The 24,733-nt window shown below is 64.7% G+C and carries 24 protein-coding genes; 10 read left to right on the top strand and 14 right to left on the bottom strand.

What is annotated here, in order from left to right; genetic code table 11:
• Window positions 1-264: 264 nt before the first annotated feature.
• The 7 genes from LV82_RS06840 to rplU form a co-directional block, all read right to left on the bottom strand.
• Window positions 265-612: a TraR/DksA family transcriptional regulator gene (locus LV82_RS06840; RefSeq protein ID WP_104070203.1), complete on the bottom strand. Its 348-nt coding sequence runs from the start codon at window positions 610-612 to the stop codon at window positions 265-267.
• Window positions 609-1,862, bottom strand: coding sequence for a glutamate-5-semialdehyde dehydrogenase (locus LV82_RS06835; RefSeq protein ID WP_104070202.1), 1,254 nt, complete (start codon window positions 1,860-1,862; stop codon window positions 609-611). The genes LV82_RS06840 and LV82_RS06835 overlap by 4 nt, the downstream gene beginning before the upstream one ends.
• Complete coding sequence (gene proB / locus LV82_RS06830) at window positions 1,859-3,022, bottom strand: glutamate 5-kinase (RefSeq protein WP_104070200.1); 1,164 nt, start codon at window positions 3,020-3,022, stop codon at window positions 1,859-1,861. The genes LV82_RS06835 and proB overlap by 4 nt, the downstream gene beginning before the upstream one ends.
• Window positions 3,010-4,038: a GTPase ObgE gene (gene obgE / locus LV82_RS06825; protein ID WP_104070198.1), complete on the bottom strand. Its 1,029-nt coding sequence runs from the start codon at window positions 4,036-4,038 to the stop codon at window positions 3,010-3,012. Before obgE ends, proB begins: the two co-directional genes overlap by 13 nt.
• 153 nt (window positions 4,039-4,191) lie before the next feature.
• Window positions 4,192-4,731, bottom strand: a complete 540-nt coding sequence (locus LV82_RS06820) for a GNAT family N-acetyltransferase (protein WP_104070196.1) — start codon at window positions 4,729-4,731, stop codon at window positions 4,192-4,194.
• Between the two features lie 269 nt (window positions 4,732-5,000).
• Window positions 5,001-5,270, bottom strand: coding sequence for a 50S ribosomal protein L27 (rpmA, locus tag LV82_RS06815; RefSeq protein WP_104070195.1), 270 nt, complete (start codon window positions 5,268-5,270; stop codon window positions 5,001-5,003).
• Between the two features lie 6 nt (window positions 5,271-5,276).
• Window positions 5,277-5,720, bottom strand: a complete 444-nt coding sequence (rplU, locus tag LV82_RS06810) for a 50S ribosomal protein L21 (protein WP_104070193.1) — start codon at window positions 5,718-5,720, stop codon at window positions 5,277-5,279.
• Window positions 5,721-6,005: 285 nt separating this feature from the next.
• Here rplU and rarD point away from each other — a divergent pair, with 285 nt between their 5' ends.
• Window positions 6,006-6,944 (top strand): EamA family transporter RarD, encoded by a 939-nt coding sequence (gene rarD / locus LV82_RS06805; protein ID WP_211289171.1) that lies wholly within the window; start codon window positions 6,006-6,008, stop codon window positions 6,942-6,944.
• Here the strand turns inward: rarD and LV82_RS06800 are convergent.
• Complete coding sequence (locus LV82_RS06800) at window positions 6,925-8,028, bottom strand: anhydro-N-acetylmuramic acid kinase (RefSeq protein WP_104070190.1); 1,104 nt, start codon at window positions 8,026-8,028, stop codon at window positions 6,925-6,927. The two genes, rarD and LV82_RS06800, sit on opposite strands and share 20 nt — an antisense overlap.
• Window positions 8,029-8,092: 64 nt before the next feature.
• On the opposite strand from LV82_RS06800, the gene tyrS reads away from it, so the two are divergent.
• Both tyrS and LV82_RS06790 read left to right on the top strand, forming a co-directional pair.
• Window positions 8,093-9,343, top strand: coding sequence for a tyrosine--tRNA ligase (gene tyrS / locus LV82_RS06795; protein WP_104070292.1), 1,251 nt, complete (start codon window positions 8,093-8,095; stop codon window positions 9,341-9,343).
• 10 nt (window positions 9,344-9,353) lie between these two features.
• Window positions 9,354-10,103 carry a heparan-alpha-glucosaminide N-acetyltransferase gene (locus LV82_RS06790; protein ID WP_104070189.1) on the top strand — a complete coding sequence of 250 codons (750 nt, stop codon included), beginning with the start codon at window positions 9,354-9,356 and terminating at the stop codon, window positions 10,101-10,103.
• 9 nt (window positions 10,104-10,112) lie between these two features.
• On the opposite strand, the gene LV82_RS06785 is transcribed toward LV82_RS06790, so the two are convergent.
• Both LV82_RS06785 and LV82_RS06780 read right to left on the bottom strand, forming a co-directional pair.
• The gene (locus LV82_RS06785) at window positions 10,113-10,727 is read right to left on the bottom strand and encodes a peptidylprolyl isomerase (protein WP_245873092.1); all 615 of its coding nucleotides are present in this window, start codon (window positions 10,725-10,727) and stop codon (window positions 10,113-10,115) included.
• Window positions 10,720-11,226 carry a peptidylprolyl isomerase gene (locus LV82_RS06780; protein ID WP_104070187.1) on the bottom strand — a complete coding sequence of 169 codons (507 nt, stop codon included), beginning with the start codon at window positions 11,224-11,226 and terminating at the stop codon, window positions 10,720-10,722. The genes LV82_RS06785 and LV82_RS06780 overlap by 8 nt, the downstream gene beginning before the upstream one ends.
• 181 nt (window positions 11,227-11,407) lie before the next feature.
• Here LV82_RS06780 and LV82_RS06775 point away from each other — a divergent pair, with 181 nt between their 5' ends.
• The 7 genes from LV82_RS06775 (at window position 11,408) to LV82_RS06745 (ending at window position 18,873) form a co-directional block, all read left to right on the top strand.
• Complete coding sequence (locus tag LV82_RS06775) at window positions 11,408-12,601, top strand: phosphoglycerate kinase (RefSeq protein ID WP_104070186.1); 1,194 nt, start codon at window positions 11,408-11,410, stop codon at window positions 12,599-12,601.
• A 145-nt stretch (window positions 12,602-12,746) separates the two neighbouring features.
• On the top strand, window positions 12,747-13,538 hold the full coding sequence (locus tag LV82_RS06770; protein ID WP_104070184.1) for an SDR family NAD(P)-dependent oxidoreductase: 792 nt from the start codon (window positions 12,747-12,749) through the stop codon (window positions 13,536-13,538).
• Window positions 13,539-13,625: 87 nt separating this feature from the next.
• Window positions 13,626-14,516 (top strand): fructose bisphosphate aldolase, encoded by an 891-nt coding sequence (locus LV82_RS06765; RefSeq protein ID WP_104070183.1) that lies wholly within the window; start codon window positions 13,626-13,628, stop codon window positions 14,514-14,516.
• Window positions 14,517-14,710: 194 nt separating this feature from the next.
• Window positions 14,711-15,013 carry an FtsB family cell division protein gene (locus tag LV82_RS06760; protein ID WP_104070181.1) on the top strand — a complete coding sequence of 101 codons (303 nt, stop codon included), beginning with the start codon at window positions 14,711-14,713 and terminating at the stop codon, window positions 15,011-15,013.
• 157 nt (window positions 15,014-15,170) lie between these two features.
• A complete protein-coding gene (gene pdhA / locus LV82_RS06755) occupies window positions 15,171-16,160 on the top strand; it encodes a pyruvate dehydrogenase (acetyl-transferring) E1 component subunit alpha (protein ID WP_104070180.1) in 990 nt (329 codons plus the stop codon).
• 15 nt (window positions 16,161-16,175) lie between these two features.
• Window positions 16,176-17,552: a pyruvate dehydrogenase complex E1 component subunit beta gene (locus LV82_RS06750; protein WP_104070178.1), complete on the top strand. Its 1,377-nt coding sequence runs from the start codon at window positions 16,176-16,178 to the stop codon at window positions 17,550-17,552.
• A 10-nt stretch (window positions 17,553-17,562) separates the two neighbouring features.
• Window positions 17,563-18,873 carry a pyruvate dehydrogenase complex dihydrolipoamide acetyltransferase gene (locus LV82_RS06745; protein ID WP_104070177.1) on the top strand — a complete coding sequence of 437 codons (1,311 nt, stop codon included), beginning with the start codon at window positions 17,563-17,565 and terminating at the stop codon, window positions 18,871-18,873.
• Window positions 18,874-18,947: 74 nt separating this feature from the next.
• Here LV82_RS06745 and cysE read toward each other — a convergent pair whose 3' ends face one another.
• The 4 genes from cysE to LV82_RS06725 form a co-directional block, all read right to left on the bottom strand.
• Window positions 18,948-19,751, bottom strand: a complete 804-nt coding sequence (gene cysE / locus LV82_RS06740) for a serine O-acetyltransferase (protein ID WP_104070289.1) — start codon at window positions 19,749-19,751, stop codon at window positions 18,948-18,950.
• An 87-nt stretch (window positions 19,752-19,838) separates the two neighbouring features.
• Window positions 19,839-20,123, bottom strand: a complete 285-nt coding sequence (locus tag LV82_RS06735) for a DUF7742 family protein (RefSeq protein WP_104070175.1) — start codon at window positions 20,121-20,123, stop codon at window positions 19,839-19,841.
• 3 nt (window positions 20,124-20,126) lie between these two features.
• Complete coding sequence (locus tag LV82_RS06730; RefSeq protein ID WP_104070174.1) at window positions 20,127-20,837, bottom strand: DUF2793 domain-containing protein; 711 nt, start codon at window positions 20,835-20,837, stop codon at window positions 20,127-20,129.
• The gene (locus LV82_RS06725) at window positions 20,830-24,732 is read right to left on the bottom strand and encodes a baseplate multidomain protein megatron (protein WP_104070172.1); all 3,903 of its coding nucleotides are present in this window, start codon (window positions 24,730-24,732) and stop codon (window positions 20,830-20,832) included. Before LV82_RS06725 ends, LV82_RS06730 begins: the two co-directional genes overlap by 8 nt.
• Window position 24,733 lies beyond the last annotated feature (1 nt).

Here is a 24,733-nt window from a genome sequence, read left to right as displayed (position 1 = left end):
CGCTCGCGCCCTTGCCGCCATTGCAGGCCCTGGACGGATCATCCCTGGGTCCTGCCACCAACGAACCCGGGACGGTCGCGGCTCGAAACGAAAAAGCGCGGGGCAAATGCAGTTGAAGTGCGACGCAGCAGGTTCGGCCCGCGGTTCCCGACATGGCCCGAGGTCACGGCGGGAAGGATCAGCACGTCCGGCTGCCGCGCGCCCGGCGGAAAACCCGGCGGGGGCGCGGTTGGATCGCGAAAGACCTGCGGATCTTTTTGCACGCTACCGTGCGCAGTCGATGCATCTGGTGGCCGCGGGGTCGGTTTCCAGGCGCTTGCGTCCGATGAAGTTGCCGCAATCGGCGCAATAGCCGTATTCGTCCGTCTCCATCCGGCCAAGGGCCTGCGTCAGCACCAGCCGCCGCGCGGCCCGCCGGGCCTCCAGCGCTGCTGCCATGGCCTGGCCCTGAATGGCGTCCATGCGGCTCAACCGCCCGACCGACTGCTGGTCAAGTTCGACGGGGCGACGATCAGACCCCGTCGTTTCCGAGGCCGACGACAGCGCGGCAAGCTCGGCCTCGATCAGCGGACGGAAGCGTGCCCTCAGTTCTTCGTCGGTCGGATCGTTCATGGCCGGATCGTTCCGTCCCCCAGGACGATATACTTGAAGCTTGTCAATTGCTCGGCCCCGACCGGACCGCGCGCATGCAGCTTGCCCGTGGCAATTCCGATTTCGGCCCCCATGCCGAACTCTCCGCCATCGGCGAACTGGGTCGAGGCATTCCGCATCAGGATCGCGCTGTCGAGGCGCGAAAAGAAGCGTTCGGCCGTGGCCTCGTTCTCGGTAACGATCGACTCGGTGTGTTGCGATCCATAGCGACGGATATGGGCAATCGCGTCATCCACATCGTCGACGACACGGGCGGCGATGATCATGTCCAGAAACTCGCGGCCGAAATCGTCGGGCTGCGCGGGACGGGTGCCGCGCAAACCTTGGGCGCGAACCTCGACACCGGCCGCCATCAGGTCATCAACGATCTGCTGGCCAAGCGTTTCGGCCACGTCGCGATGGACCAGCAGACATTCCGCCGCCCCGCAGATGCCCGGTCTTCGCGTCTTGGCGTTCAGGACCACGCGGCGGGCCTTCTCGGGGTCCGCATCGCGATCGACATAGACATGGCAGATCCCTTCCAGATGGGCGAAGACCGGCACCCGTGCCTCGCGCTGAACCAGGCCGACCAACCCCTTGCCTCCGCGCGGGATGATCACGTCGATGTGGTCGACCGCGCGCAGCATCGCCTCGACGGCCGCGCGATCGCGCGTGGGCACCAGCTGGATCGCCGTTTCGGGCAGACCGGCCTCTGCCAGCCCCGCCTGCAGACAGGCGTGGATCGCCCGGCTGGAATGGAAGCTTTCCGATCCCCCCCGCAGGATCACGGCATTGCCGGATTTCAGGCACAGCGCACCGGCATCGGCGGTGACGTTCGGGCGGCTTTCATAGATCACACCGACCACCCCGATCGGGGTGCGGACACGACGGATGTGCAGGCCCGAGGGGCGGTCCCACTCGGCCATCACCTGGCCAACCGGATCGGGCTGCGCCGCAACCGCGCGCAGGCCGGCGGCAATGCCACTGATCCGCTTTTCGTCCAGCATGAGCCGATCGAGCATCGCCGCGCTCAGCCCCTTGTCCCGGCCGAACTCCATGTCCCGGGCATTGGCGGCAAGAATTTCAGGCGCTTGCCTTTCGATTTCGTCGGCCGCGACGTCCAGCGCCTTGCGCTTGGCGTCCGAGGGCGCATAGGCGATCTGCGACGCGGCCAGGCGCGCGGCCCTGCCAAGTTCGTCCATCATCGTGGCAACGCTGCCCATCTCGTTCATTCTGCCCCCCTTTCCTGCCCGGCCACCGCCGGCTGAGCCACCGCCTGGATCGCCATGTCGTCGCGGTGAACGACGGGACCACGGCCACCATAGCCAAGGATGCCCTCGATTTCGCCCGATTTGCGACCCGCGATCGCTTGCGCCTCGGCAGCGGTATAGCGCACCAGCCCGACCCCCAGAACTTCACCCGACGGACCAAGGATCTGGACCGGATCGCCACGGTCGAACGCTCCCCTGACGCCAGTGACGCCGGCGGACAACAGCGACTTGCCCCCGTGCAGCGCGCGCACCGCCCCTGCATCCAGCACAAGCGCCCCGCGCGGCTTCATCGCCGCGATCCAGCGCTTGCGCGCGGCCTGGGGCGTGCCGTCGGGCAGGAACCACGTGCAGTCGGCGCCTTCGGCCAGGGCACGAAGCGGGTTGCGCACCGACCCTTCGGTGATCGCCATCGCGCACCCGCCCGAGGTCGCGGTGCGCGCGGCCATCAGCTTGGTTCGCATCCCGCCCCGCGACAGGCCCGAGACCGGATCGCCCGCCATGGCCTCGATATCGGGCGTGATGCGTTCGACGATATCCAGCCGCCGTGCCTGGGGGTTCAGCTTCGGGTTGTCGGTATACAGCCCATCGACGTCGGACAGCAGAACCAGCTGATCGGCGCCGATCGTGACCGCGACCTGCGCGGCCAGGCGGTCGTTGTCGCCAAACCGGATCTCGTCGGTTGCGACCGTGTCGTTTTCGTTCACGATGGGCACGACGCCCATCGACAACAATGTCTCCAGCGTCGCCCGGCTGTTCAGATACCGGCGCCGGTCCTGCGTATCCTCCAGCGTGACCAGAACCTGCCCGGCCGTCAGGCCATGCGGCGCCAGCACCTCTTCATAGGCGCGCGCCAGCCGGATCTGTCCGACCGAGGCCGCCGCCTGGCTCTGGTCCAGGGTGAGGGGACCGGACGGCAGGCCAAGCGCGCCGCGGCCAAGGGCGATCGACCCCGAAGAGACCAGCACGACATCGGTGCCGCGCGCCTTGGCTTGTGCGACATCTTCGGCCAGCGCCACCAGCCAGTCGCGCCGCAATCCCCCGCCCGCATCGACCAGCAAAGCCGATCCGATCTTGACCACCAGCCGCCTTGCGGCCGTGATGTCGGGCTTCAGGGTTCCCATTTCGGAGCGCTCTCCTGCTTTTCGATCCGCGAGGGTTCGATCTCGCGCCAAAGCGCGCGCAACAGGTCACGCACACCCTGACCGGTTGCGCCGGAAATCAGATGGACCGGCCCGCCGCTGGCCTTTTCAAGGCTGCGGCGACGGTTCGCCAAAGTCCTCGCGTCCAGCGCGTCGATCTTGTTCAGCGCCACGATGCGCGGCTTGGCGGCAAGCTTGGGCGAATAGGCCTCGAGCTCGGTCACGATGGTGCGGAAATCCCTGGCAATGGTCGAAGATGTGCCATCGACAAGGTGCAGCAGAACCGAGCAACGCTCGACATGACCCAGGAACTGATCGCCCAGGCCCCGCCCCTCGGATGCGCCTTCGATCAGTCCGGGGATGTCGGCCATCACGAATTCCCGCCCGTCAATGCCGACCACGCCCAGATTGGGAACCAGCGTCGTGAAGGGATAATCGGCGACCTTGGGGCGCGCATTCGACACCGAGGCCAGGAACGTCGACTTGCCCGCATTGGGCAGGCCCACCAGCCCGGCATCGGCAATCAGCTTCAGCCGCAGCAGGATCGTCCGCTCGACCCCGGGCTGGCCGGGATTGGCGTTGCGTGGCGCGCGATTGGTCGAGGACTTGAAGCGCAGATTGCCCCAGCCGCCATTGCCGCCCTGGGCCAGCAGGACGCGCTGGCCGACCTCGACCATGTCGGCGATCACGGTTTCGCCGTCTTCCTCGAGAATCTCGGTCCCGACCGGGACCTTCAGCACGATATCCTCGCCCGACTTGCCGGTGCGCTGGCTTCCCATGCCCGGCTGGCCGTTCTTGGCAAAGAAATGCTGCTGATAGCGGAAGTCGATCAGGGTATTCAGCCCCGGCACGGCCTCGGCCCAGACGGATCCGCCATTGCCGCCGTCACCGCCATCGGGGCCGCCGAACTCGATATACTTCTCGCGCCGGAACGATACGCAGCCCGCGCCGCCCGCGCCCGAGCGGATATAGACCTTCGCGTAGTCCAGAAACTTCATTTTCGGCGCCTTTCATGTTCGTTCATGGCGATACCGTCAGACATTGGCCGACGCAAGAGCGCGCGCGGCAAGACACGGCACCACCCGCAATGAAAGCGGGCGCGGTAAGGCATCCGCGCCCACCCAAGCCCGGCGGCAGCCAGCGCGCCCGATTCAGACCATCTTGCGCAGATAGGTCCATGTCGGGGCGATTGCGCCACGCGCGACCGAATAGGCCTCGGCATCGCCCAGATATTCGAAGCCGCAATTGGTCAGGACACGCGCCGAGCCGGGATTGTCCTGAAAGACCTCGGCGAACAGGGTGCGCGCCTCATGCGGGTTGGCATCGACGATGGCACGCACAGCTTCCGAGGCATAGCCCGTGTTCCAGAAGGCCGGCGCGACCCAATATTTGATTTCGCTCTGGCCATTGTCCATCCGGGTCAGGCTGACAAGACCCAGAACCTCGTCCTGGCCAAGTTCGGAGCCGTCCATCACCCAGACGTCTTCCTTGCGGTCCTCGGCCAGCGCGCGCGCAATGAAGGCTTCGGTCGCGCCGGGCGGCAGGGGATGCGGAATCGAACGCGTTTGCTCGGCCACGCGTCGATCGGAGGTATACATCGCAATCAGTCCCGCATCCGACTTGCGGATGGGCCGCAGAACGAAACGCTCGGCCGCCAAAGTGGGCTGTACGACGATGGTTTCCTGGAACATGCTCTCCTCCTCTCGGCAATGCGTAAGGTCCGATCATCCGGAACGTGACCGGTCCGCCATTCGCTTCCGCTGCGCCTTGTTGTTCTGGAATTCGCGGCGCTGGCCTGCCTGATACAACGAAAATGGGGCCTTCATGGGACTGCATCAAGCCTGCTTTTGTTACAGAAGCCGGCGGGCCGGCACCTGAAATCGCTGAAATCCGTGTCCCGAAACTGAAAGGACCGGCCTTTCGGCCGGTCCCTGTTACATCTGTAATGTAACGGTTTGGCTTACTCGGCTGCCTGCGCTTCGGGAAGCACGCATACGAAGGTTCGGCCCTTCAGGCCCTTCTTGAACACGACGCGGCCCGCATTCAGGGCAAACAGCGTGTGATCGCGGCCCATGCCGACGCCTTCGCCCGGCCACCACTTGGTGCCGCGCTGGCGGATGATGATTGCGCCCGGGGTCGCGTTCTCGCCGCCGAACAGCTTGACGCCAAGACGGCGACCGATGGAATCGCGGCCGTTACGGGAGGAACCGCCTGCCTTCTTGTGTGCCATGGGGTGTTACTCCTTCGACTCGGCGGCGGCCTTCTTGGCCGGCGCTTTCTTGGTTGCCTTGGCGGCCGGGGCGTCATGCGCGGCCAGACGCGCGGCGCGCGTGCCGATCGCGGCCTTGACACCGGTCTTGTCCGCGCCCTTCTCGACGATGTCGGTGACACGGACCAGCGTCAGCTTCTGGCGGTGCCCACGGGTGCGCTTGGACGAATGCTTGCGCCGACGCTTCCAGAAGGTGATGACCTTGTCGGCCTTGATCTGATCGATGACCTCGGCCTGAACGGCCGCACCGTCAACCAGCGGAGCGCCCAGCACCGGCTTGTCGCCGCCGATCATGAGCACTTCGTTGAACTGGATCTTTTCGCCCGGTTCGGCCGCGATCAGTTCAACCCGAAGCACGTCGCCCGGCTGAACCTTGTACTGCTTGCCGCCGGTCTTGAGGACCGCAAACATTGGTCTTTCCTTTTCCTTTGCCGCGCCCTGTGGCCCCGTTAGACGGTGTTTCCGGGTTTCCCCGCCTCGGACAGCGCGCCCCCGTGGGGCGTTGTTGACAATCAAATGACGTTCCGGACGGGCCACCCCATCCAGATTGCGGGCTTATCCTTCAGCCGCGCCCCAGAGTCAAGGCCGATGGTTCGCCCCATGCGGGTGGTACGGCATTGTTGCTGATACAATCGCGCGATGGCGGAGGCGCGCTCTTGCGCGTATCTGGGAACCATGGCCAGAAAGGAATGCCCGATGTCCCGAAACGCCGACCACGCCATCGTCCCCGAAGATACACTTGCAGGGTTCCTGTATGCGCTTGCGGCCTATGCGTTGTGGGGGTTCCTGCCCCTGTATCTGAAGGCGGTCTCGCATGTTCCGCCGCTGGAGGTTCTCGCGCACCGGGTGATCTGGGCCTTGCCGGTGGCGCTGGCAGTGCTGGCCGCAACCGGCCGGACGGGCGATCTTGCGCGGACGCTTCGCACGCCGTGGATGGTCGGCATGGCGGCGGTCACCGCCGGGCTGATCTCGATCAACTGGGGCATCTATGTCTGGGCGATCAGCGCCGGGCGCGCCCTGGATGCGGCTTTGGGTTATTACATCAACCCGTTGTTCTCGATCTTTCTGGGCGCCGTTCTGCTGGGCGAACGGCCAAGCCACGCGCAATGGGTCGCGATCGCGCTGGCCGCGATCGCCGTTGGCGTTCTTGCCGTCGATGGCGGTGGGGTTCCGGTCGTCTCGCTTGGCCTGACGGTGACATGGGGCTTTTACGCCTTCTTCAAGCGTCGTCTGCCCATCGGGCCGAACCAGGGCTTTGCGTTGGAGGCGATGCTGCTGATGATCCCCGCCCTTGGCTGGTTTGCCCATGTCCAGTGGACCGGACAGGGGCATTTCGCCATGGGCAGCCTGCGGGACACGCTGTTGCTGATCGGTTGCGGCGTCGTCACGGCGGTGCCGCTGATGATCTATGCCAACGGCGCCAAGAGGCTGCGGCTGTCCACGATCGCGATCCTGCAATATGTCGCGCCGACGATGATCTTCCTGATCGCCGTTTTCGTGTTCGAGGAGCCCTTTGGCCGGGCACGGATGATCGCGTTTCCGCTGATCTGGGCCGCCCTGATCATCTACACGACCGCGATGCTGCGCGCAGCCCGCAAGAGCCGGGCGGCACGCGCTATGGCTCGGGCCGGCTGATTCGGCCGCCACCGATGGCCGTGCGCACCCCGGTCGTGGCGGGGCATGATGTGGGCAGCCCCCTCGACACGCGAACGGCGAGATAGGCAAAGGCCTGCGCCTCGAGCATGTCGCCATCCAGGCCCACGCTCTCGACCGGGTCGACCTGAACCTCCAGCGCCTCGGCCAGCATGCGCATCATGGTCGGGTTGCGCCGCCCGCCCCCCGTGACCAACACGCGCGAGACAGGGCGCGGAAAATGCTCGGCCGCGCGCGCGACCGCGCAGGCCACCGCAGCCGTCAGGGTTGCGACGGCATCCTCGACAGCCAGATCCTCAACAGCGCGCACCAGATCCGGGAAGGCGTCCCGGTCCAGCGATTTCGGCGGCACGCGAAAGAAGAACGGATGCAGCAGGAAGCGCTTCAGGATGGTCTTGTCGATCCGCCCGAAGCCGGCCAGCGCCCCGTCGCGGTCGCACGACAGGCCCATCCTGCGATAGACCAGATCGTCGATCGGCGCATTGGCCGGACCGGTATCGAAGGCAAGGATCGCGCCGGGAATTTCCGGCCCCGGCTGAGCGGGATCGATCCAGGTCACGTTGCCCACCCCGCCAAGGTTGAGGAAGGCCAGAGGCTCGCGCGCGTCGATCCAACTGGCACAGGCAAAATGGAAGAAGGGTGCAAGCGGCGCCCCCTGCCCGCCAAGGCGCACATCCGCCGAGCGGAAGTCCCAGACCACCGGCTTGCCCAGAGCGCGCGCAAGACGCGCGCCGTCGCCCGCCTGATGCGTCCCGCGGCCGCCCGGATCATGGGCCAGCGTCTGGCCGTGGAACCCACACAGATCGGCCCCGCCGACAAGCCGCCTCATCACCGAGATATGAGCATCCTCGACCACGCGGGCGGCCTGCGCCACGCCCGGATCTCCCTGCCACCGGCCAAGAGCGGCGCGGATCGTGTCACGCTCGGCCGGCTGATAGGGGCGATAGGCCGTGGGGCCGAAATCGAAGATGCGCTGCCCGTCAGTGCGCACCAGGGCCGCATCCACCCCGTCCAGAGAGGTGCCCGACATCGTGCCCAAGGCCCAGATCGGTCCGGTTTCCTTCATGCCCTTTCCCTTTGATGTCCGCGCGGATATATGCGACGGCAAAGTCACAATGGACAATGCGGCGATGACCTACCACCCGAAATCCGACTTCATGCGCATCATGATGGAGCGCGGCTTTGTCGCGGACTGCACCGATTATCAGGGCCTGGACGAGGCTTTGCACAAGGGCGTGGTGACGGCCTATATCGGCTATGACGCCACGGCGCGGTCGCTGCATGTGGGGCACCTGCTGAACATCATGATGCTGCGCTGGCTGCAGAAGACCGGTCATCGGCCGATCACGCTGATGGGTGGCGGCACGACCAAGGTCGGCGATCCTTCGTTCCGGTCCGAGGAGCGCCCGCTGCTGACGCCCGAGCAGATCGACGCAAACATCGCCGGGATGCAGAAGGTCTTTGACCGCTACCTGACCTATGGCACCGGCCCGACCGACGCCATGATGCTGAACAATGCCGAATGGCTGGACAATCTGAACTACCTCGATTTCCTGCGCGATATCGGGCGACATTTCAGCGTCAACCGCATGTTGAGCTTCGAGTCCGTGAAATCCCGGCTGGATCGCGAACAATCGCTGTCCTTCCTGGAATTCAACTACATGATCCTGCAGGCCTATGACTTCCTCGAGCTGCATCGGCGCCATGGCTGCATCCTGCAGATGGGCGGGTCCGACCAGTGGGGCAACATCGTCAACGGCATAGACCTGACGCGGCGGGTGCTGGATCACGAGATATATGGCCTGACTTCGCCGCTGCTGACGACCAGCGACGGGCGCAAGATGGGCAAATCTGCGGGTGGCGCGGTCTGGCTGAATGCCGAGATGCTGAGCCCCTACGAATTCTGGCAGTTCTGGCGCAACACGACCGATGCCGATGTCGGTCGGTTCCTGAAGCTGTACACCGAGCTCCCGCTTGAGGAATGCGAGCGCCTGGGCACGCTGGAAGGGGCCGAGATCAACGAGGCCAAGATCATCCTTGCCAACGAGGTGACGACGCTGCTGCATGGCGCCGAGGCTGCGCGAGCCGCCGAAGCCACCGCGCGCGAGGTCTTCGAGAAGGGCGGCGTGGGTGCGGACCTGCCCACGCTGAAGCTGACGCCCCAGGACGTGGGCGACGGGATCAGCCTTGCCCAGCTTGTGGTGCGCTCGGGCCTTGCGAAGTCCGGCAAGGACGCCAAGCGGCTGATCGCCGAGGGCGGATGCCGGGTCAATGACCAGCCCGCATCGGATGCGGGGCAGATGTTCGGTCCCGCTGATCTGGCCGAGCCGGTCAAGATCAGCGCGGGCAAGAAGCGCCACGCGCTGGTCACACTGGGCTAGGGCCTTGGGCATGGCCGGGGCGCGGCCCGCGATCGGCGGACAGGGCGCTGGACGCATCCCTGCGCTCGATCTTGCGCGCGGCGCGGCCCTGGTCGCGATGGCGGTCTATCACCTGACCTATGATCTGGAGATGTTCGGCCACCTGCCGCCAGGCACGGCCGTGACGGGCGGATGGGCGGTCTTTGCCCGGCTGGTCGCGGGCAGCTTCCTGTTTCTGGCGGGCGTCAGCCTGTTTCTGGCGCATCGCGAGGGAATTCGCTGGGCTTCCTTCATGCGCCGCCTGGCGGTGATCGGCGTGGCCGCCGCAGCTGTCAGCCTGGGCACTTGGGCCGCCATGCCCGACCGCTTTGTCTATTTCGGCATTCTTCACTCGATCGCGGCGGCCAGTATCGTCGGCCTCGCCTTCCTGCGGATGCCTGCGATGGTCACGCTTGCCGCGGCTGTGGCGGTCGTGGCGCTGGCCCGACTGCCTGGCACTGCGGTCTTCGATTCCGCGATCTTCTGGCCGCTGGGCCTGTCGCGGACCAATCCGCCCGCGATAGACTATGTGCCCCTGGTCCCGTGGCTTGCGCCTTTCCTGGCAGGCATCGCCGCTGCCCGGATCGCCGATCGCCATGGACTGTTCCAATGGCTGGCCGCAAGGCCGGCCTGCGCCCCGGCCTGGACACTCTGGCCGGGGCGGCACAGCCTGGTCGTCTATCTGGTGCACCAGCCGGTGCTGATCGGGCTGGTATGGGCGGCAACGCAGCTGGTGCGCTAAGCGCCGCGCCTATTCCTCGACCGTCACCTTGACCATGTAATCGGGGTTCTCGACACGACCATTCAGGTCGAAGTCCCCCTTCCTGATGGCATCGACGACCTCCATCCCCTCGATCACATGCCCGACGACGGTGTAGTCACCGTTCAGGTGATCGCCCGCGCCATACATGATGAAGAACTGCGAATTGGCGCTGTCGGGGTCCGACCCGCGCGCCATGCCGACGACGCCGCGACGAAAGGGAATGTCCGAGGGTTCCAGCGGAAGATCAGGAAGTGCGGAACCGCCCGTGCCCGCAAGCTCGAGATTGCCGCCCAGCTTGCCGTACTGGACATCACCCGTCTGCGCCATGAAGCCGTCGATGACGCGGTGGAAAACCACATTGTCATAGGCCCCGGTGCGGGCAAGCTCGACCAACCTCTGGGCATGCCTTGGCGCCTTGTCCGCGTAAAGATCGATCACGACCCGACCGTTGGCCTGGCCCGCGACCTCGATCACCAGGTTCGGACCGGGACCGTCGGTATCGGGAACGGTCGAATTCACCTGCTTGGTGTACAGGAAGAAGGCTGCCCCCCCGGCAATCGCCGCGGCGAGGATCGAGCCCATGAACACGCGCCCGTCAGACATCGGCGGCGACCCTGACGCGGATCATGCGGTCGGGGTTTGCGGGCGGCTCGCCCCGCGCGATCGCGTCGACATGCTCCATACCCGAAATCACGCGGCCATAGACCGTGTACTGACCGTTCAGGAAGTGATTGTCGCCGAAATTGATGAAGAATTGCGAATTGGCCGAATTCGGGTCCATCGTGCGCGCCGCGCCAAGCGTGCCGCGATCATGCGGAATGTCCGAGAATTCGGCCGGCAGGTCGGGCATGTCCGAACCGCCCGTTCCCGCGCGCCGCGGATCCCAGCCCTTTTCCAGGTTCGCATGTTGCACGTCGCCGGTCTGGGCCATGAAACCATCGATCACGCGGTGAAAGGCCACGTTGTCATAAAGGCCGGCGCGGGCCAGATCCTTCATGCGCCGGACATGGTGCGGTGCCACGTCCGGGAACAGTTCGATCACCACGTCGCCATCCTTCAGCGTCATGATGATCGTGTTCTCGGGATCCTTGATTTCGGTCATGGGCTTCTCCTTGCGCTTTGCGTGGAACCTAGTCGCGCCGCGATGCCAAGGAAAGCCCCCCGCCCGACATTCGTCGCAACATTCCACGGGCGACATTGTCACTCTACCCGTTGACCTTTGCGGCCGCTTCGGGCGATCTGGGCGCGACATGCCCCTTCCCCACGGACAGAGGAATTCCCAAATGGCCTGGAAAACGATCGACGATGTGGATTTCGATGGCAAGGTTGCCCTGGTGCGCGTTGACCTGAACGTGCCCGTGGAAAACGGCCGCGTGACCGATGCGACGCGGATCGAACGCGCCGTTCCGACGATCCGGGACATTCGCGCCAAGGGTGGCAAGGTCGTGCTGCTGTCCCATTTTGGCCGCCCCAAGGGTCAGGTCGTTCCCGAGATGAGCCTGCGCATCGTCTTGCCGGAACTCGAGCGCGTTCTGGGCATGAAGGTCGCCTTTGCCGAGGATTGCATCGGTGCGCCGGCCAAGAAGGCCGTGGCGGCGATGGAAAAGGGCGACGTCCTGCTGCTGGAGAACACGCGGTTCCACGCGGGCGAGGAAAAGAACGATCCCGCCATGGCCGCGGCTCTTGCGGCGCTTGGCCAGGTTTACGTGAATGACGCCTTCTCGGCCGCGCATCGTGCCCATGCCTCGACCGAGGGTGTGGCGCGGCTGATGAAGGAACGCTGTGCGGGCCGTCTGATGGAGGCCGAACTGAAGGCGCTGGAGGCCGCGCTTGGCAACCCGCAGCGTCCGGTCACCGCGGTCGTGGGCGGCGCCAAGGTTTCGACCAAGCTCGACCTGTTGTCGAACCTCGTAACCAAGGTGGACAACCTGGTGATCGGCGGCGGCATGGCGAATACCTTCCTGGTCGCCAAGGGGGTCGAGGTGGGCAAGTCGCTGGCCGAGCGCGACATGGCCGACACCGCGCGCGACATTCTGCAGCGGGCCGAGGCCGAGGGTTGCCGCATCGTCCTGCCGGTCGATGTCGTGGTGGCACGCGAATTCAAGGCGGGCGCGGCAAGCGAGACCGTGCCGGTCGATGCCTGCCCCGCCGATGCGATGATCCTGGATGCGGGCCCCGAAAGCGTCGAGACGATCGGCAAGATCCTGGCCGAAAGCCGGACGCTGATCTGGAACGGCCCGCTGGGTGCCTTCGAGATCGAACCCTTCGATGCCGCGACCAACGAGGCGGCGCGTCGCGCGGCCCGGCTGACGCGCGAGGGGCGGCTGATCTCGGTCGCCGGTGGCGGCGACACGGTCGCGGCGCTGAACAAGGCGGGCGTCGCGCAGGACTTCACCTATGTCTCGGCCGCGGGCGGCGCATTCCTGGAATGGATGGAAGGCAAGACCCTTCCCGGTGTCGCGGCGCTGGAGGTCTGAAATCAGGCCCATCGAGGGGCGGCGGTTGCGGTCGCCGTCCCTTTGCCTGATTGCGGCACGATTGCGGTGATGCGGCCCAATTGCTGCCGGACAGTCATGCGATGACCTGCCGCTGCGAGTCGTCAGGCATGAAATCGGAGGGATCATGGCATCGAAATGGACGATGATTACCGGTGCGTCTTCCGGGCTGGGCGTGGAATTCGCGCGGCTGGCCGCGGCCGAGGGGCGTGATCTGATCCTTGTCGCACGGCGGGCCGAGCGGATGGAACGGCTGGCCGAAGAGCTTCGTGCCCGTCACGGCATCGCCGTCGAGGTGATACCGACCGACCTGACCGATCCCGAGGCCGTCGAAAGACTTTGGCGGCAGGCCAGCATGCGGCGCCATATCGAGATCCTGGTCAACAATGCCGGCCTTGGCCAAAGCGGGGCCTTTGCCGAAACCGATCCCGCGCGCGATCGCGACATGATCCTGGTCAACATCGCGGCGCTGACCCAGCTGACCAAGCGCGCCATTCCACACATGCTGCGCCAGGGTGGCGGCCGCGTATTGAATGTCGGGTCGGTCGCAGGCTTCATGCCGGGGCCAAACCTGGCGGTCTATCACGCGACCAAGGCCTATGTGCTGAGCCTTGGGGTTGCGCTGGCCGAGGAACTGCGGGGCTCTGCCGTCACCGTCACGACCCTGTGCCCCGGCGCGACGGCGACCGAATTCGCCGAAGTCGCAAGGATGCAGGATGCGCCGCTGTTCCGTCTGATGCGGCCGACATCGGCCGAAAAGGTCGCCGCTTCGGGCTGGAAGGCCATGAAACGTGGCAAGACCATCCACGTGACCGGCCTGCTGAACAGGCTGTTTGCCTTTTCGTCGCATCTTCTGCCGCGACGCATGCTGGCGCGGATCACCGCGATGTTCCTGCGCGGGGACAATGCGGCGCGTTAGCGCAACCAGATTTGCATGCGCCCTGTCGTTGACCTAAAAGCCTGATCACGGACAATTTTCACCGCTTTTCGGGAGGCCGCCAGGAACATGTCGCGCAAAGATCAGGAACAGAAGATCCGCACGGGCAAGGGGTTCATCGCCGCGCTTGACCAAAGCGGAGGCTCGACGCCCAAGGCGCTGCGTCTCTATGGCATTTCCGATGATGCCTGGTCGAACGAGGAGGAGATGTTCGACCTAATCCATCAGATGCGGGTGCGGATCGCGACATCGCCCGCCTTCAATGGCGACCGCGTGATCGGCGCGATCCTGTTCGAACGCACGATGGATGGCCAGATCGCGGGCAAACCGTCGGCCAGCTACCTGTGGGAGGAAAAGGGCATCGTTCCCTTTCTGAAGATTGACAAGGGGCTGGAGGCGTCCGAAAACGGCGTGCGGCTGATGAAGCCGATCCCGGATCTGGATGCCCTGCTGTCGCGGGCCATCGAAGCGGGGATCTTCGGCACCAAGGAACGCTCGGTCATCGAGGCCGCCAATCGTCAGGGCATCGCCGCCATCGTGGATCAGCAATTCGAACTGGCCGGCCGTGTGCTTGACCGCGGATTGGTGCCGATCATCGAACCCGAGGTGCTGATCGACATCGCTGACAAGGCCGAAGCCGAAGAAATCCTGCGCGAAGAGATCCTGCGCCACCTGAATGCCCTGCCCGAAGGGCGCGACGTGATGCTGAAGCTGAGCCTGCCCTCGCAGCCGGACTTCTATCGTCCGCTGATCGAGCATCCGCGCGTGATGCGGGTCGTGGCGCTGTCGGGTGGATATTCGCGCGAAGAGGCCAACCGCCTGCTGGCACAGAACCACGGAATGATCGCCAGTTTCTCGCGCGCGCTGACCGAGGGCCTGTCGGCAAACCAGAGCGACGAGGAATTCAACGCCGCTCTCGATCGGGCGATCCAGTCGATCTATGAGGCCTCGATCACCTGAGAGCAGCGTCATCATTGCGTAACGCGCATGGGCAGCCCGACCGGGCTGCCCTTTTCGCGGTGGCCCCGAGCTCGCGGCTCCCTGACCAAATGACCCAGCAGCGCGGTCGGCCGTGCCGAGGGGATTCCATTCCGCGCCATCATGTGCAATGATTCGCCAAACCGCCCGTCAGAGGCGTTTGACCGAGGCAGGACATGGCACGCGCTCAAAAGACCGGGAACATTGCATTCCCGCTGATCATGACCGTTCTCTGGGGCGTCGGGGCCTATTTCGCATTCGCCGCGGTTCAGGGTGATTACGGCGTGTTCCGCCGCATCCAGGTCAGCGCCGAGAAACAGGCCCTGATCGAGGAGCGCGCGCGTCTTCAAGCCGAGGTTTCGCGCCTTGAAAACCTGACGCGCCGACTGTCGGACAGGTATCTCGATCTCGATTTGCTGGACGAACGCGCGCGCGACGTGCTGGGCTATGTCCGCGCCGATGAAATCGTGATCCAATAAGCACGACGCGCGCCAGCCCCACGACACCCGGCGCGTCCGGGCTTGGCAAGGGCAGCTTCATGCCGGGCCGGCAAAATCCGCTCGCACAACTCGCGCTTATGGTGTATGGGATAGTTTAATATTGAACTATTTTCCGCATGCGAGGGGGGTCTTCCGCATGGCTGCACGAAAAAGCACTTCCAAACCAAACACATCCAAGGAAGAACTGCTGTCGTTCTATCGCGACATGCTGTTGATCCGGCGATTCGAGGAAAAGGCCGGCCAATTGTATGGCATGGGCCTGATCGGCGGCTTCTGCCACCTGTATATCGGCCAGGAAGCCGTCGTAGTCGGGCTCGAGGCCGCGGCCGAGGAAGGCGACAAGCGCATCACCAGCTATCGTGACCACGGTCACATGCTGGCCTGCGGAATGGACCCGAAGGGCGTCATGGCCGAACTGACCGGGCGCATCGGCGGCTATTCCAAGGGCAAGGGTGGCTCGATGCACATGTTCTCGAAAGAACGCCACTTCTATGGTGGTCACGGGATCGTCGGTGCCCAGGTGCCGCTGGGCGCGGGGCTGGCATTTGCCGACAAGTACATGGGCACCGACCGCGTGACCTTCACCTATTTCGGCGACGGTGCCGCGAACCAGGGCCAAGTCTATGAGACCTTCAACATGGCCGCACTGTGGAAACTGCCCTGTATCTTCGTGATCGAGAACAACCAGTACGCAATGGGCACCGCCCAGCGCCGATCGACCTCGACGCCGCATCTCTATACCCGCGGCGAAGCGTTCGGCATCCCCGGCGAAATGGTCGATGGCATGGACGTACTGGCCGTGAAGGCGGCCGGCGAGAAGGCCGTCGCGCATTGCCGCTCGGGCAAGGGCCCCTACATCCTCGAGGTCATGACCTACCGCTATCGCGGTCACTCGATGTCCGACCCGGCCAAGTATCGCCCGCGCGAGGAAGTCCAGAAGATCCGCGAAGAGCGTGACCCGATCGAACATGTGCGCGAGCTGCTGCTGCAGGGCAAGCACGCGACCGAGGACGAGCTGAAGGCCATCGACAAGGAAATCAAGGCAATCGTCAACGAGGCGGCCGAATTCGCCAAGGAAAGCCCAGAGCCCCCGGTCGAGGAGCTGTGGACGGACGTTTACGCCTGAGGGAGAGACAGAAGAATGGCAACCGAAATCCTGATGCCCGCGCTTTCCCCGACGATGGAGGAAGGCAAGATCGCCAAGTGGCTGGTCAAGGAAGGCGACACCGTCACCTCGGGCCAGATCATCGCCGAAATCGAAACCGACAAGGCCACGATGGAATTCGAGGCGGTCGATGAAGGCGTCGTCGGCAAGATCCTGATCCCTGAAGGCACCGAAGGGGTCAAGGTCAACACGCCGATCGCGATCCTTGTCGAGGAAGGCGAAAGCGTTGACGACCTCGCCTCCGCGGCGACCGCCGCTCCCAAGGCTGAAAGCCAGCCCGCTCCGGCCCCTGCCGCGCCCGCGCAGGCGGCGCCGTCCGCCCCCGCCGCGCCCCAGGCCGATCTTTCACCCGACTGGCCAGAAGGCACCCCCATGAAGACCATGACCGTGCGCGAAGCCTTGCGCGAAGCCATGGCCGAGGAAATGCGCCGCGACGAAACCGTCTATCTGATGGGCGAAGAGGTCGGCGAATACCAGGGCGCCTACAAGGTCAGCCAGGGTCTTCTGGACGAATTCACCGAGCGCCGCGTGATCGACACGCCGATCACCGAACATGGCTTTACCGGGATTGCCGTCGGGTCGGCCTTCGCCGGCCTGCGTCCGATCGTCGAGTTCATGACGTTCAACTTCGCCATGCAGGCGATCGATCAGATCATCAACTCGGCCGCCAAGACCCTTTACATGTCCGGCGGCCAGATGGGCTGCCCGATCGTGTTCCGCGGCCCGAACGGTGCCGCCGCCCGGGTCGCGGCCCAGCACAGCCAGGATTACGCCGCGTGGTACTCACACGTCCCGGGCCTGAAGGTCGTGCAACCCTGGTCGGCGGCCGACGCCAAGGGGCTGCTCAAGACCGCGATCCGCGACCCGAACCCGGTGATCTTCCTGGAAAACGAAATCCTCTATGGCCGCAGCTTCGAAGTGCCGGATCTTCCGGATTTCACCATCCCTTTCGGCAAGGCCAAGATCTGGCGCGAAGGCAGCGATGTCACCATCGTGTCGTTCGGCATCGGCATGACCTATGCGATGGAAGCTGCCGAGCGACTGGCCGAGGAAGGCATCAGCGCAGAGGTCATCGACCTGCGAACGCTGCGTCCAATGGATACTGACACGATCATCCGTTCGGTCATGAAGACCAACCGCTGCGTCACGGTCGAGGAAGGCTGGCCCGTCTGCTCGATTGGCAATTACATCTCATCGGTCCTGATGCAGCAGGCCTTCGACTATCTCGATGCGCCCGTCATCAATTGCACCGGCAAGGACGTTCCGATGCCCTATGCCGCCAATCTGGAAAAGCTCGCGCTTGTGACCACAGACGAGGTCATCGCGGCGGTCAAGCAGGTCACCTATCGCTGAGGAGGGTCACATGGCCACCGAAATCCTGATGCCCGCCCTCTCGCCCACGATGGAAGAGGGCACACTCGCCAAATGGCTGGTCAAGGAGGGCGACACGGTGTCCTCCGGCGACATCATTGCCGAAATCGAAACCGACAAGGCCACGATGGAATTCGAGGCCGTCGACGAAGGCGTGATCGGCAAGATCCTCGTTCCGGAAGGCACATCCGGGGTCAAGGTCAATACACCGATCGCGATCCTGGTCGAGGAAGGCGAAAGCATCGACGACATTGACATCTCGAAACCGGCGACGACCCCGGAACCGGCAAGCGAACCCGCCCAGGCTCCTGCAGGCGCATCGACGCAACCCGCCAAGACCGACAGCCCTGCACCGGCGGCTCCGGTTGCAGACGGCCAGCGAATCTTCGCCTCTCCGCTGGCCCGTCGCATCGCCCGCGAAAAGGGAATTGACCTGACAACCATCAAGGGCAGCGGCCCGCATGGGCGCATCGTCAAGGCCGACGTCGAGGCGGCGGCCGGCAAGCCCGCCGCGGCTCCTGCTTCGACCCAGGCCGCGCAATCTGCGCAGGCCTCGCCAAGCGCACCGGCCTCGCCCTCGGCCGATGCGATTGCCCGCCTCTACGAAGGCCGCGAGTTCGAGGAAGTGGCCCTCGACGGCATGCGCAAGACGATCGCCGCGCGCCTGACCGAGGCCAAGCAGACCATCCCGCACTTCTACCTGCGCCGCAGCGTTCGGCTCGACGCCCTGCTCTCCCTGCGCAGCCAGCTCAACAAGCAGCTTGAATCACGCGGCGTGAAACTGTCGGTCAACGACTTCATCATCAAGGCTTGCGCGCTCGCGCTCCAGGACGTGCCGGACGCCAACGCCGTCTGGGCTGGCGATCGAATCCTGAAGCTGAAGCCGTCGGACGTGGCCGTTGCCGTCGCGGTCGAAGGCGGCCTGTTCACGCCGGTGCTGAAAGATGCCCATCTCAAGACCCTGTCGGCCTTGTCGTCGGAAATGAAGGATCTCGCCGCCCGGGCGCGCAATCGCAAGCTGGCACCGCACGAATACCAGGGCGGCAGCTTTGCAATCTCCAATCTGGGCATGTTCGGGATCGAGAATTTCGACGCCGTAATCAATCCGCCGCATGGCGCCATCCTCGCCGTCGGCGCCGGCATCAAGCAGCCCATCGTCAAGGACGACGGCGAACTTGGCGTCGCCACCGTGATGTCAATGACCCTGTCCGTCGACCATCGCGTGATCGATGGCGCCCTCGGCGCACAGCTGCTTCAGGCCATCGTCGGATATCTCGAAAACCCGATGACGATGCTGGCCTGACACACAGGTCCAAATGCCAAAGGCCGGGCAGAAAGCCCGGCCTTTTTCGTTCAGAACCCCCATCTTCGGATCACTCATTCGTCGATGACCTGATCCATCTTCAAGGCCGGCTGATCGCACCCCGCATCCCCGACAATGCGCGCCGGCACCCCGGCCACGGTCTTGCAAGGCGGAACGTCATGCAGCACCACCGACCCGGCCGCGATACGAGAGCAATTCCCGACACGGATATTGCCCAGAACCTTGGCGCCCGCCCCTATCAGTACGCCGTCGCCGATCTTCGGATGCCGGTCGCCCTCTTCCTTCCCGGTCCCGCCCAGCGTCACCGAATGCAGCATCGAGACATTGTCCCCCACAACAGCCGTCTCTCCGATCACGACCGAATGCGCATGGTCGATCATCACCCCCTTGCCGATCCGCGCGTTCGGATGAATGTCGACGCCAAAGACTTCACTCACCCGCATCTGCACGAAATACGCAAGATCCCGCCGCCCGTGGGTCCACAACCAGTGCCCGATCCGATAGGCCTGCACAGCCTGATAGCCCTTGAAGAACATCAAGGGCTGCAAGAACCTGTGGCATGCCGGATCGCGATCGTGAACCGCGACGATATCGGCCCTCGCGGCTTCACCCAGATAGGGGTCGTTTGCATAGGCCTCATCCGCGATCTCGCGCAGGATCTGCTCGCTCATCTCGCCCGATGCCAGCTTCAACGAGAAACGATAGGCCAGTGCCCGCTCCAACGTTGGATGGTGCAAGATCCCGGTATGGAACAGCCCGCCCAGAATCGGCTCTTCGCGCACCGCCGCCCGCGCCTCTTCGCAGATATGCGACCATACGGGATCGACTTCAGCGACTTTCGCTCTCGTTTCGGGCATGCCGGACACCTCCATTGCAGTCAGAGGCTAGCACATATGGCCACCGCGCGAAAAATGCAAAGCTTCAGCGCCCGGCATGGACTCGCGCTATCGTGAATGTCGCCATGCCAGCAGCGCCTCGATCACGAACGCCATCGCTTCCATCTGATCGGGATCGGACAATGGCGCCTCGGTGGGGATGGGCCGTGGGATTGCGCCCCCCAGCGCCCCATTACCCCACGATGGATGGAACCGCCCCAACCGCTTCCTGTAGATGTCCGCGGCATGAGCCCGGTCCAGCCAGACGCGCAAGGCGTCCGGCCAACGCCCCCGCGGCATTCCGCGCAATGCACAGGCCGCAACGACAACGTCGGAATGCGTTATCTGACGCATGGCTCAAAGATCCGGCAACGCCAGCTCCATGAAGTGCACGGCCAGTCGCACGACGCCGCCAGAAAAATCGCCTCCCTCTGCCTCGATCTGCAATGGTTCCGGCGAATAGAAGGCCATCGGCTGCCCAAGCACGCCCCGCACCCATGATCCCGCACTCAGCCCCAGCCCCGAACCAAAGCGCCCGCTCGCCCCGGGATTTCCCAATGCCCAACTGCTTGCCGTGCCGGTGATGTCCTGAATGACCCGCCCGGTTACACCGATCACCACGGCCCCGGCGGGAATGACAGTACTCGTCACCGAAACCGTACCCGCCTGAATTGCGTGATCGATTTCGACGACACGGATCGCCAGCCCCGCATTGCCGGGTGACAGGCTGACCTGGCCCGCCCGCCATGCTGTCCCGTCATGGATGGCCTGCACCCCTTCGTCCGCGATCAAGGCACGCCACCCACGCACAGGCGAAACGAACTCCCAGCCGCCATTTGCGCCGATCGCGATCCGCCCATCCTGTCCAGCCCAGGCATTCACGGCGCCCTGCGGTACGCCATAACAAGCCCCATCAACCACAACAGACGGCGGCATCGCCAACGAACGGCTCTCCAGCACCAGCTGCACCACACCGTCCAGCCGCGTCAGAGCCTCGTTCACGGTTACATGCTTCTGCGCTTGTGACGGTTGCAGCAACGGCAGCTTCAGCCTCGCTGTATCAGACATCGACCACACCCTTTCTGAACGGCCCCGGCCCGAACAGGTCGGACAACTGAGCCACATGGATCTCGAATGGAATCGCAACCCCATCGGCCGCGCGCTCCGCGGCCGAATAGCTCCACTGCGTGGCGCCAACGATCACCTCGCGCCGGACCTGGCCGGCCTCCACGACACGCACCAGATAGCGCTCCACCGCTTCGCCCAAAGGCACATCCAGCCCGGACCAGCTGTCTCCCCCGATCCGGGTCCGCCGAACCCAGCTTGCCACAACCCCGCCCGACCCGTCGGGCTTCAGACGCAGATGGGCCACCGAATACGGCCGCAGGCCGATACCGGCGAATGCTTCAATCCGATGCTCATAGGCAGGATCGTCATAGCCCCGTGCCGCCGGCCCAATCCTGTAGTGCCGCGCAAGATCGCGCAGGTTCAGCCCCAGTTCGATCTGCTTCAGCGCGCCATTGATCAGCACCACATAAGAGCCGGGCGGCCAGGATTGCGGTATGACGGCATCCGTTCCCGCCTGCCCACGCAGCCTCATGCTCAGCTCATATGTATCAGGGCCAACCAGAACGGCGTCGCGAAACTGGAACAGCTCCCAACGGTCCGAACTGCCGTCTCCGATCGCCATCAGATTGGCCCCATTCAGTATCTGCATTTCGCTGGCCGAGCTCAGCGAACCGCTTGCCAGCTTCACGCGCAGCGGCGCACCGCGATCCCAGACGCCGGGCGCTGCCTCGAACAGTGCCGTTTCTGTCTGGCCGATGGTTGCCCGGGCTTGAACCAGCGTGTTCAGGGAATAGCCGTCGTCGGAATCCGAAGCGTAGATCGCTGCCGAACCCGGCCATGGCGTTGCGGTAATCGCCACATGCGGCGCATGTGCCACTTCCTGGCCGCTCATCAGCGGAAGATCCAGGAACAGCGTGAAAACCGGCATCGCCGGACTGAAGGCCCTTGGCGCAACACGCTCCTCGCTCTCATCGGACGGCATATAGACCCCAGGCTCGACCCGCACCGCCTCGATTGCAAGCGCCTCGGCACGCTCGACCCGATCGACCCGGTACAACCCCGCATCGCCCAGATCGACGACATCCCCCGCACCGACATGTGCCATCGAAAGCGGCAACGCAAAGCGCGCGCCATCCCGGGAAACCCTTGCCTCGGCCAACCAGCGTTCCACCACGCGCCGCGCCTCGGCCCGTGTCAGGGCCAGCGCAATCTCGCTCTGGGCGATCGCACCACCCTCCTCGTCGGGCAGGATTGCCTCGACCGAACGCGCCTCAAAGTCGCCCTCGGCCTCGACATAGCTCAACTGCACGCGCCCCGCGATCTCCGCTTCCGGGGCCCGGGCCGTTTCGACCCAGCCCTCCAGATCCTCGACATGCGCCAGACGCTGCATGTCGATCACGGCATCCGCCCGGCCATCGCGCATGCGAAAGCCCAGCGCGCCGTCGCGTTCGACGGCATCGAACCCATAGGCCAGCATCAACGGCTGCAGGGCCGCCCGAGCCGAGGCCACATCGCTTACGACATAGCCCCTCACCAGCCCATGAAGGCCCGAGACATCCACTTCCCGCAGCCCCGAACGCTGGCAGATCTCGGCCACAACCGCGCCCAGATCCTGCGCCGTGACCCTGCCGTTCAGCCAATGTCCACGCGCATAATTGTCGCCGTCCGCCCACAGCTCCGAATTGTTCGGAAACCAGGGGAACGGCCGCGCATCCCAGGCCCAGACATGTGCCCGCGCCAGATCGATCATTCGCCCGCCATATTCCGGCGAAATCGGGTTGTTCTCCGGATCGCTCCAATACCCCAATACCGCGCGCAGATATTGCGCCTGTATCAGATCGTCGCGTCGCCCATCCGAATAGTACGGCAACCCGGATTCGGACGATTTCGGATCCCAGAACCTGTTGGGCTGGTTCGTCCCCTTGTCGATCGCGGCGCATCCCAACTCGGTGAACCAGATCGGCTTCGACCGCGGCACCCAGGGACTTTTCGCGCCTTTCTGCCCCCCAACCCGGTCGAAATGCTCGTTCTCCCACCACGACCGGATGTCCTTGTAGCGCCAGACCCAATCCTCGCCATGGGCCCCATCGACGATCGGCGTGCGGATCTGGGCATCGCGATGCGCGTCGCTCGCATAATACCAATCGTATCCCTCGCCGCCGACGACATTGGCCTTCAGGTATTCAAGATTGTAGATCGAGCCCCATCCGGCATCCGCATGCTTGTCGCCCTCGCGCCAATCCGAGATCGGCATGTAATTGTCGATGCCGACGAAATCGATATTCCCGTCGGCCCACAGCGGATCCAGATGATAGTACAGGTCCCCTGCCGGATCCCGATATCCGAAATATTCGCTCCAGTCCGCGGCATAGCCGATCTTCACATCCGGCCCCAGGATCGCCCGCACATCGGCTGCAAGCGCGCGCAAGGCCTCGACGGCAACGAATGCACCTCCCGCGCCCCGGATCTGCGTCAATCCGCGCATTTCCGAGCCGATGCAGAACGCATCGACACCGCCTGCAGCCGCGCAAAGATGCGCATAGTGCAGGATGAAGCGGCGATAGGACCACTCATCCGGCCCGCCATAGCTTACCGCCTTGCCAACCACCGAAAAGTCCGTCGCCTTGGCACTGCCAAAGAACGCGGCAACCTCGGCGTCCGCGGCAACCGACCCGTCCGGCGATTCCTCCCGACCCGCAGCGACCGACAGGGTGATCCGCCCTCGCCACGGCAGTTCCGGTTGATCGGCCGCGCCGGTCCAGGGATCGGGCCGCCCATTTCCCGCCATCTGCTCCATCAGGATGAACGGGTAGAACACGACCGACTTGCCCTGCGCCTTCAGCGCCTCGATCGCCTCGACGACCGCTGCATCGGCGGGCGTGCCGCCATAGACGGGCCGCCCATCCTTGCGCACCACCTCCTCGGCCTGATCGCGCGCAATGCCGCCTGCCCGCCAAGGCATTCCCACGCCATCAAAACGCGCATCTTCTACCTTGGGCTTCAGGCTGCACTGGCCACAACGCAAGTCGTCCCCAAACCACGACACGACCAGGGAAACCGACCCGCAGTTCGGCAATTCCTCGTCCAATGCCCGCAAGGAAACGGTCAGATCCGTTTCGGATCCCGGACTGTTGACGTTGGCCGACACGTTCTGACCCAATCCCTTGGAATAATGGACCGGAGTCGTCGCCAACGAATATTCCCCCGTACCGGGGATCAGCGCGACTCCGCGGACCAGGTCCGAAACCGCCCCCACGGCCTCGGCCAGATCGCCCTGCGCGCGTCTCACCACTTCAAAGCTGAACTGGGGAACCCGATTGCCAAACTGCCCCAGCTCCAGATCCTCGAACACGACATAGGCCGTGCCCCGATAGGCCGGCACATTGCCCTCACCCTCGATCGCCTCGATCAATGGGTCGGGCAGCTGTTCCTCGCCGCCGGTATAGACGCGCATGACCACGTCCTCGGGCGATATCTCGACGCCGTCTGCCCAGATTCGCCCAACACGCGCGATCTCTCCTTCACACAACGCAACGGCCAGCGACACGGTATAGGAATATTCCTTCACGCTGGGCTGCGAAGGCACACCCTTCCCGCCACCGCTCTTCGTCACATGTTCCTTGAAGCGCGACGCCCAGATCACCTGGCCGCCGACGCGCATTCGGCCCCAGACCTGGCCAACGGCCGCACCCTCGCTCGCTCCCGTCAGACGAAAACGATCGACCCGTCCCGTCTCGACACTTTCCGAACCCGCTCCCAGCAACCGCTGATCGATCGCCCGGCCCAGGGTCGCGCCAATCGCACGCCCGATCACCGCCCCCGACAGGCCAAGGACCGAGCCGCCAAAGCCCGCCCCGACCGCGGCGCCCGCGGCCGACAGCAAAATGGTCGCCATG

This window comes from Albidovulum inexpectatum (assembly GCF_002927635.1).
Classification (GTDB): domain Bacteria; phylum Pseudomonadota; class Alphaproteobacteria; order Rhodobacterales; family Rhodobacteraceae; genus Albidovulum; species Albidovulum inexpectatum.
This window is presented reverse-complemented; position numbering and strand designations above follow the sequence as displayed.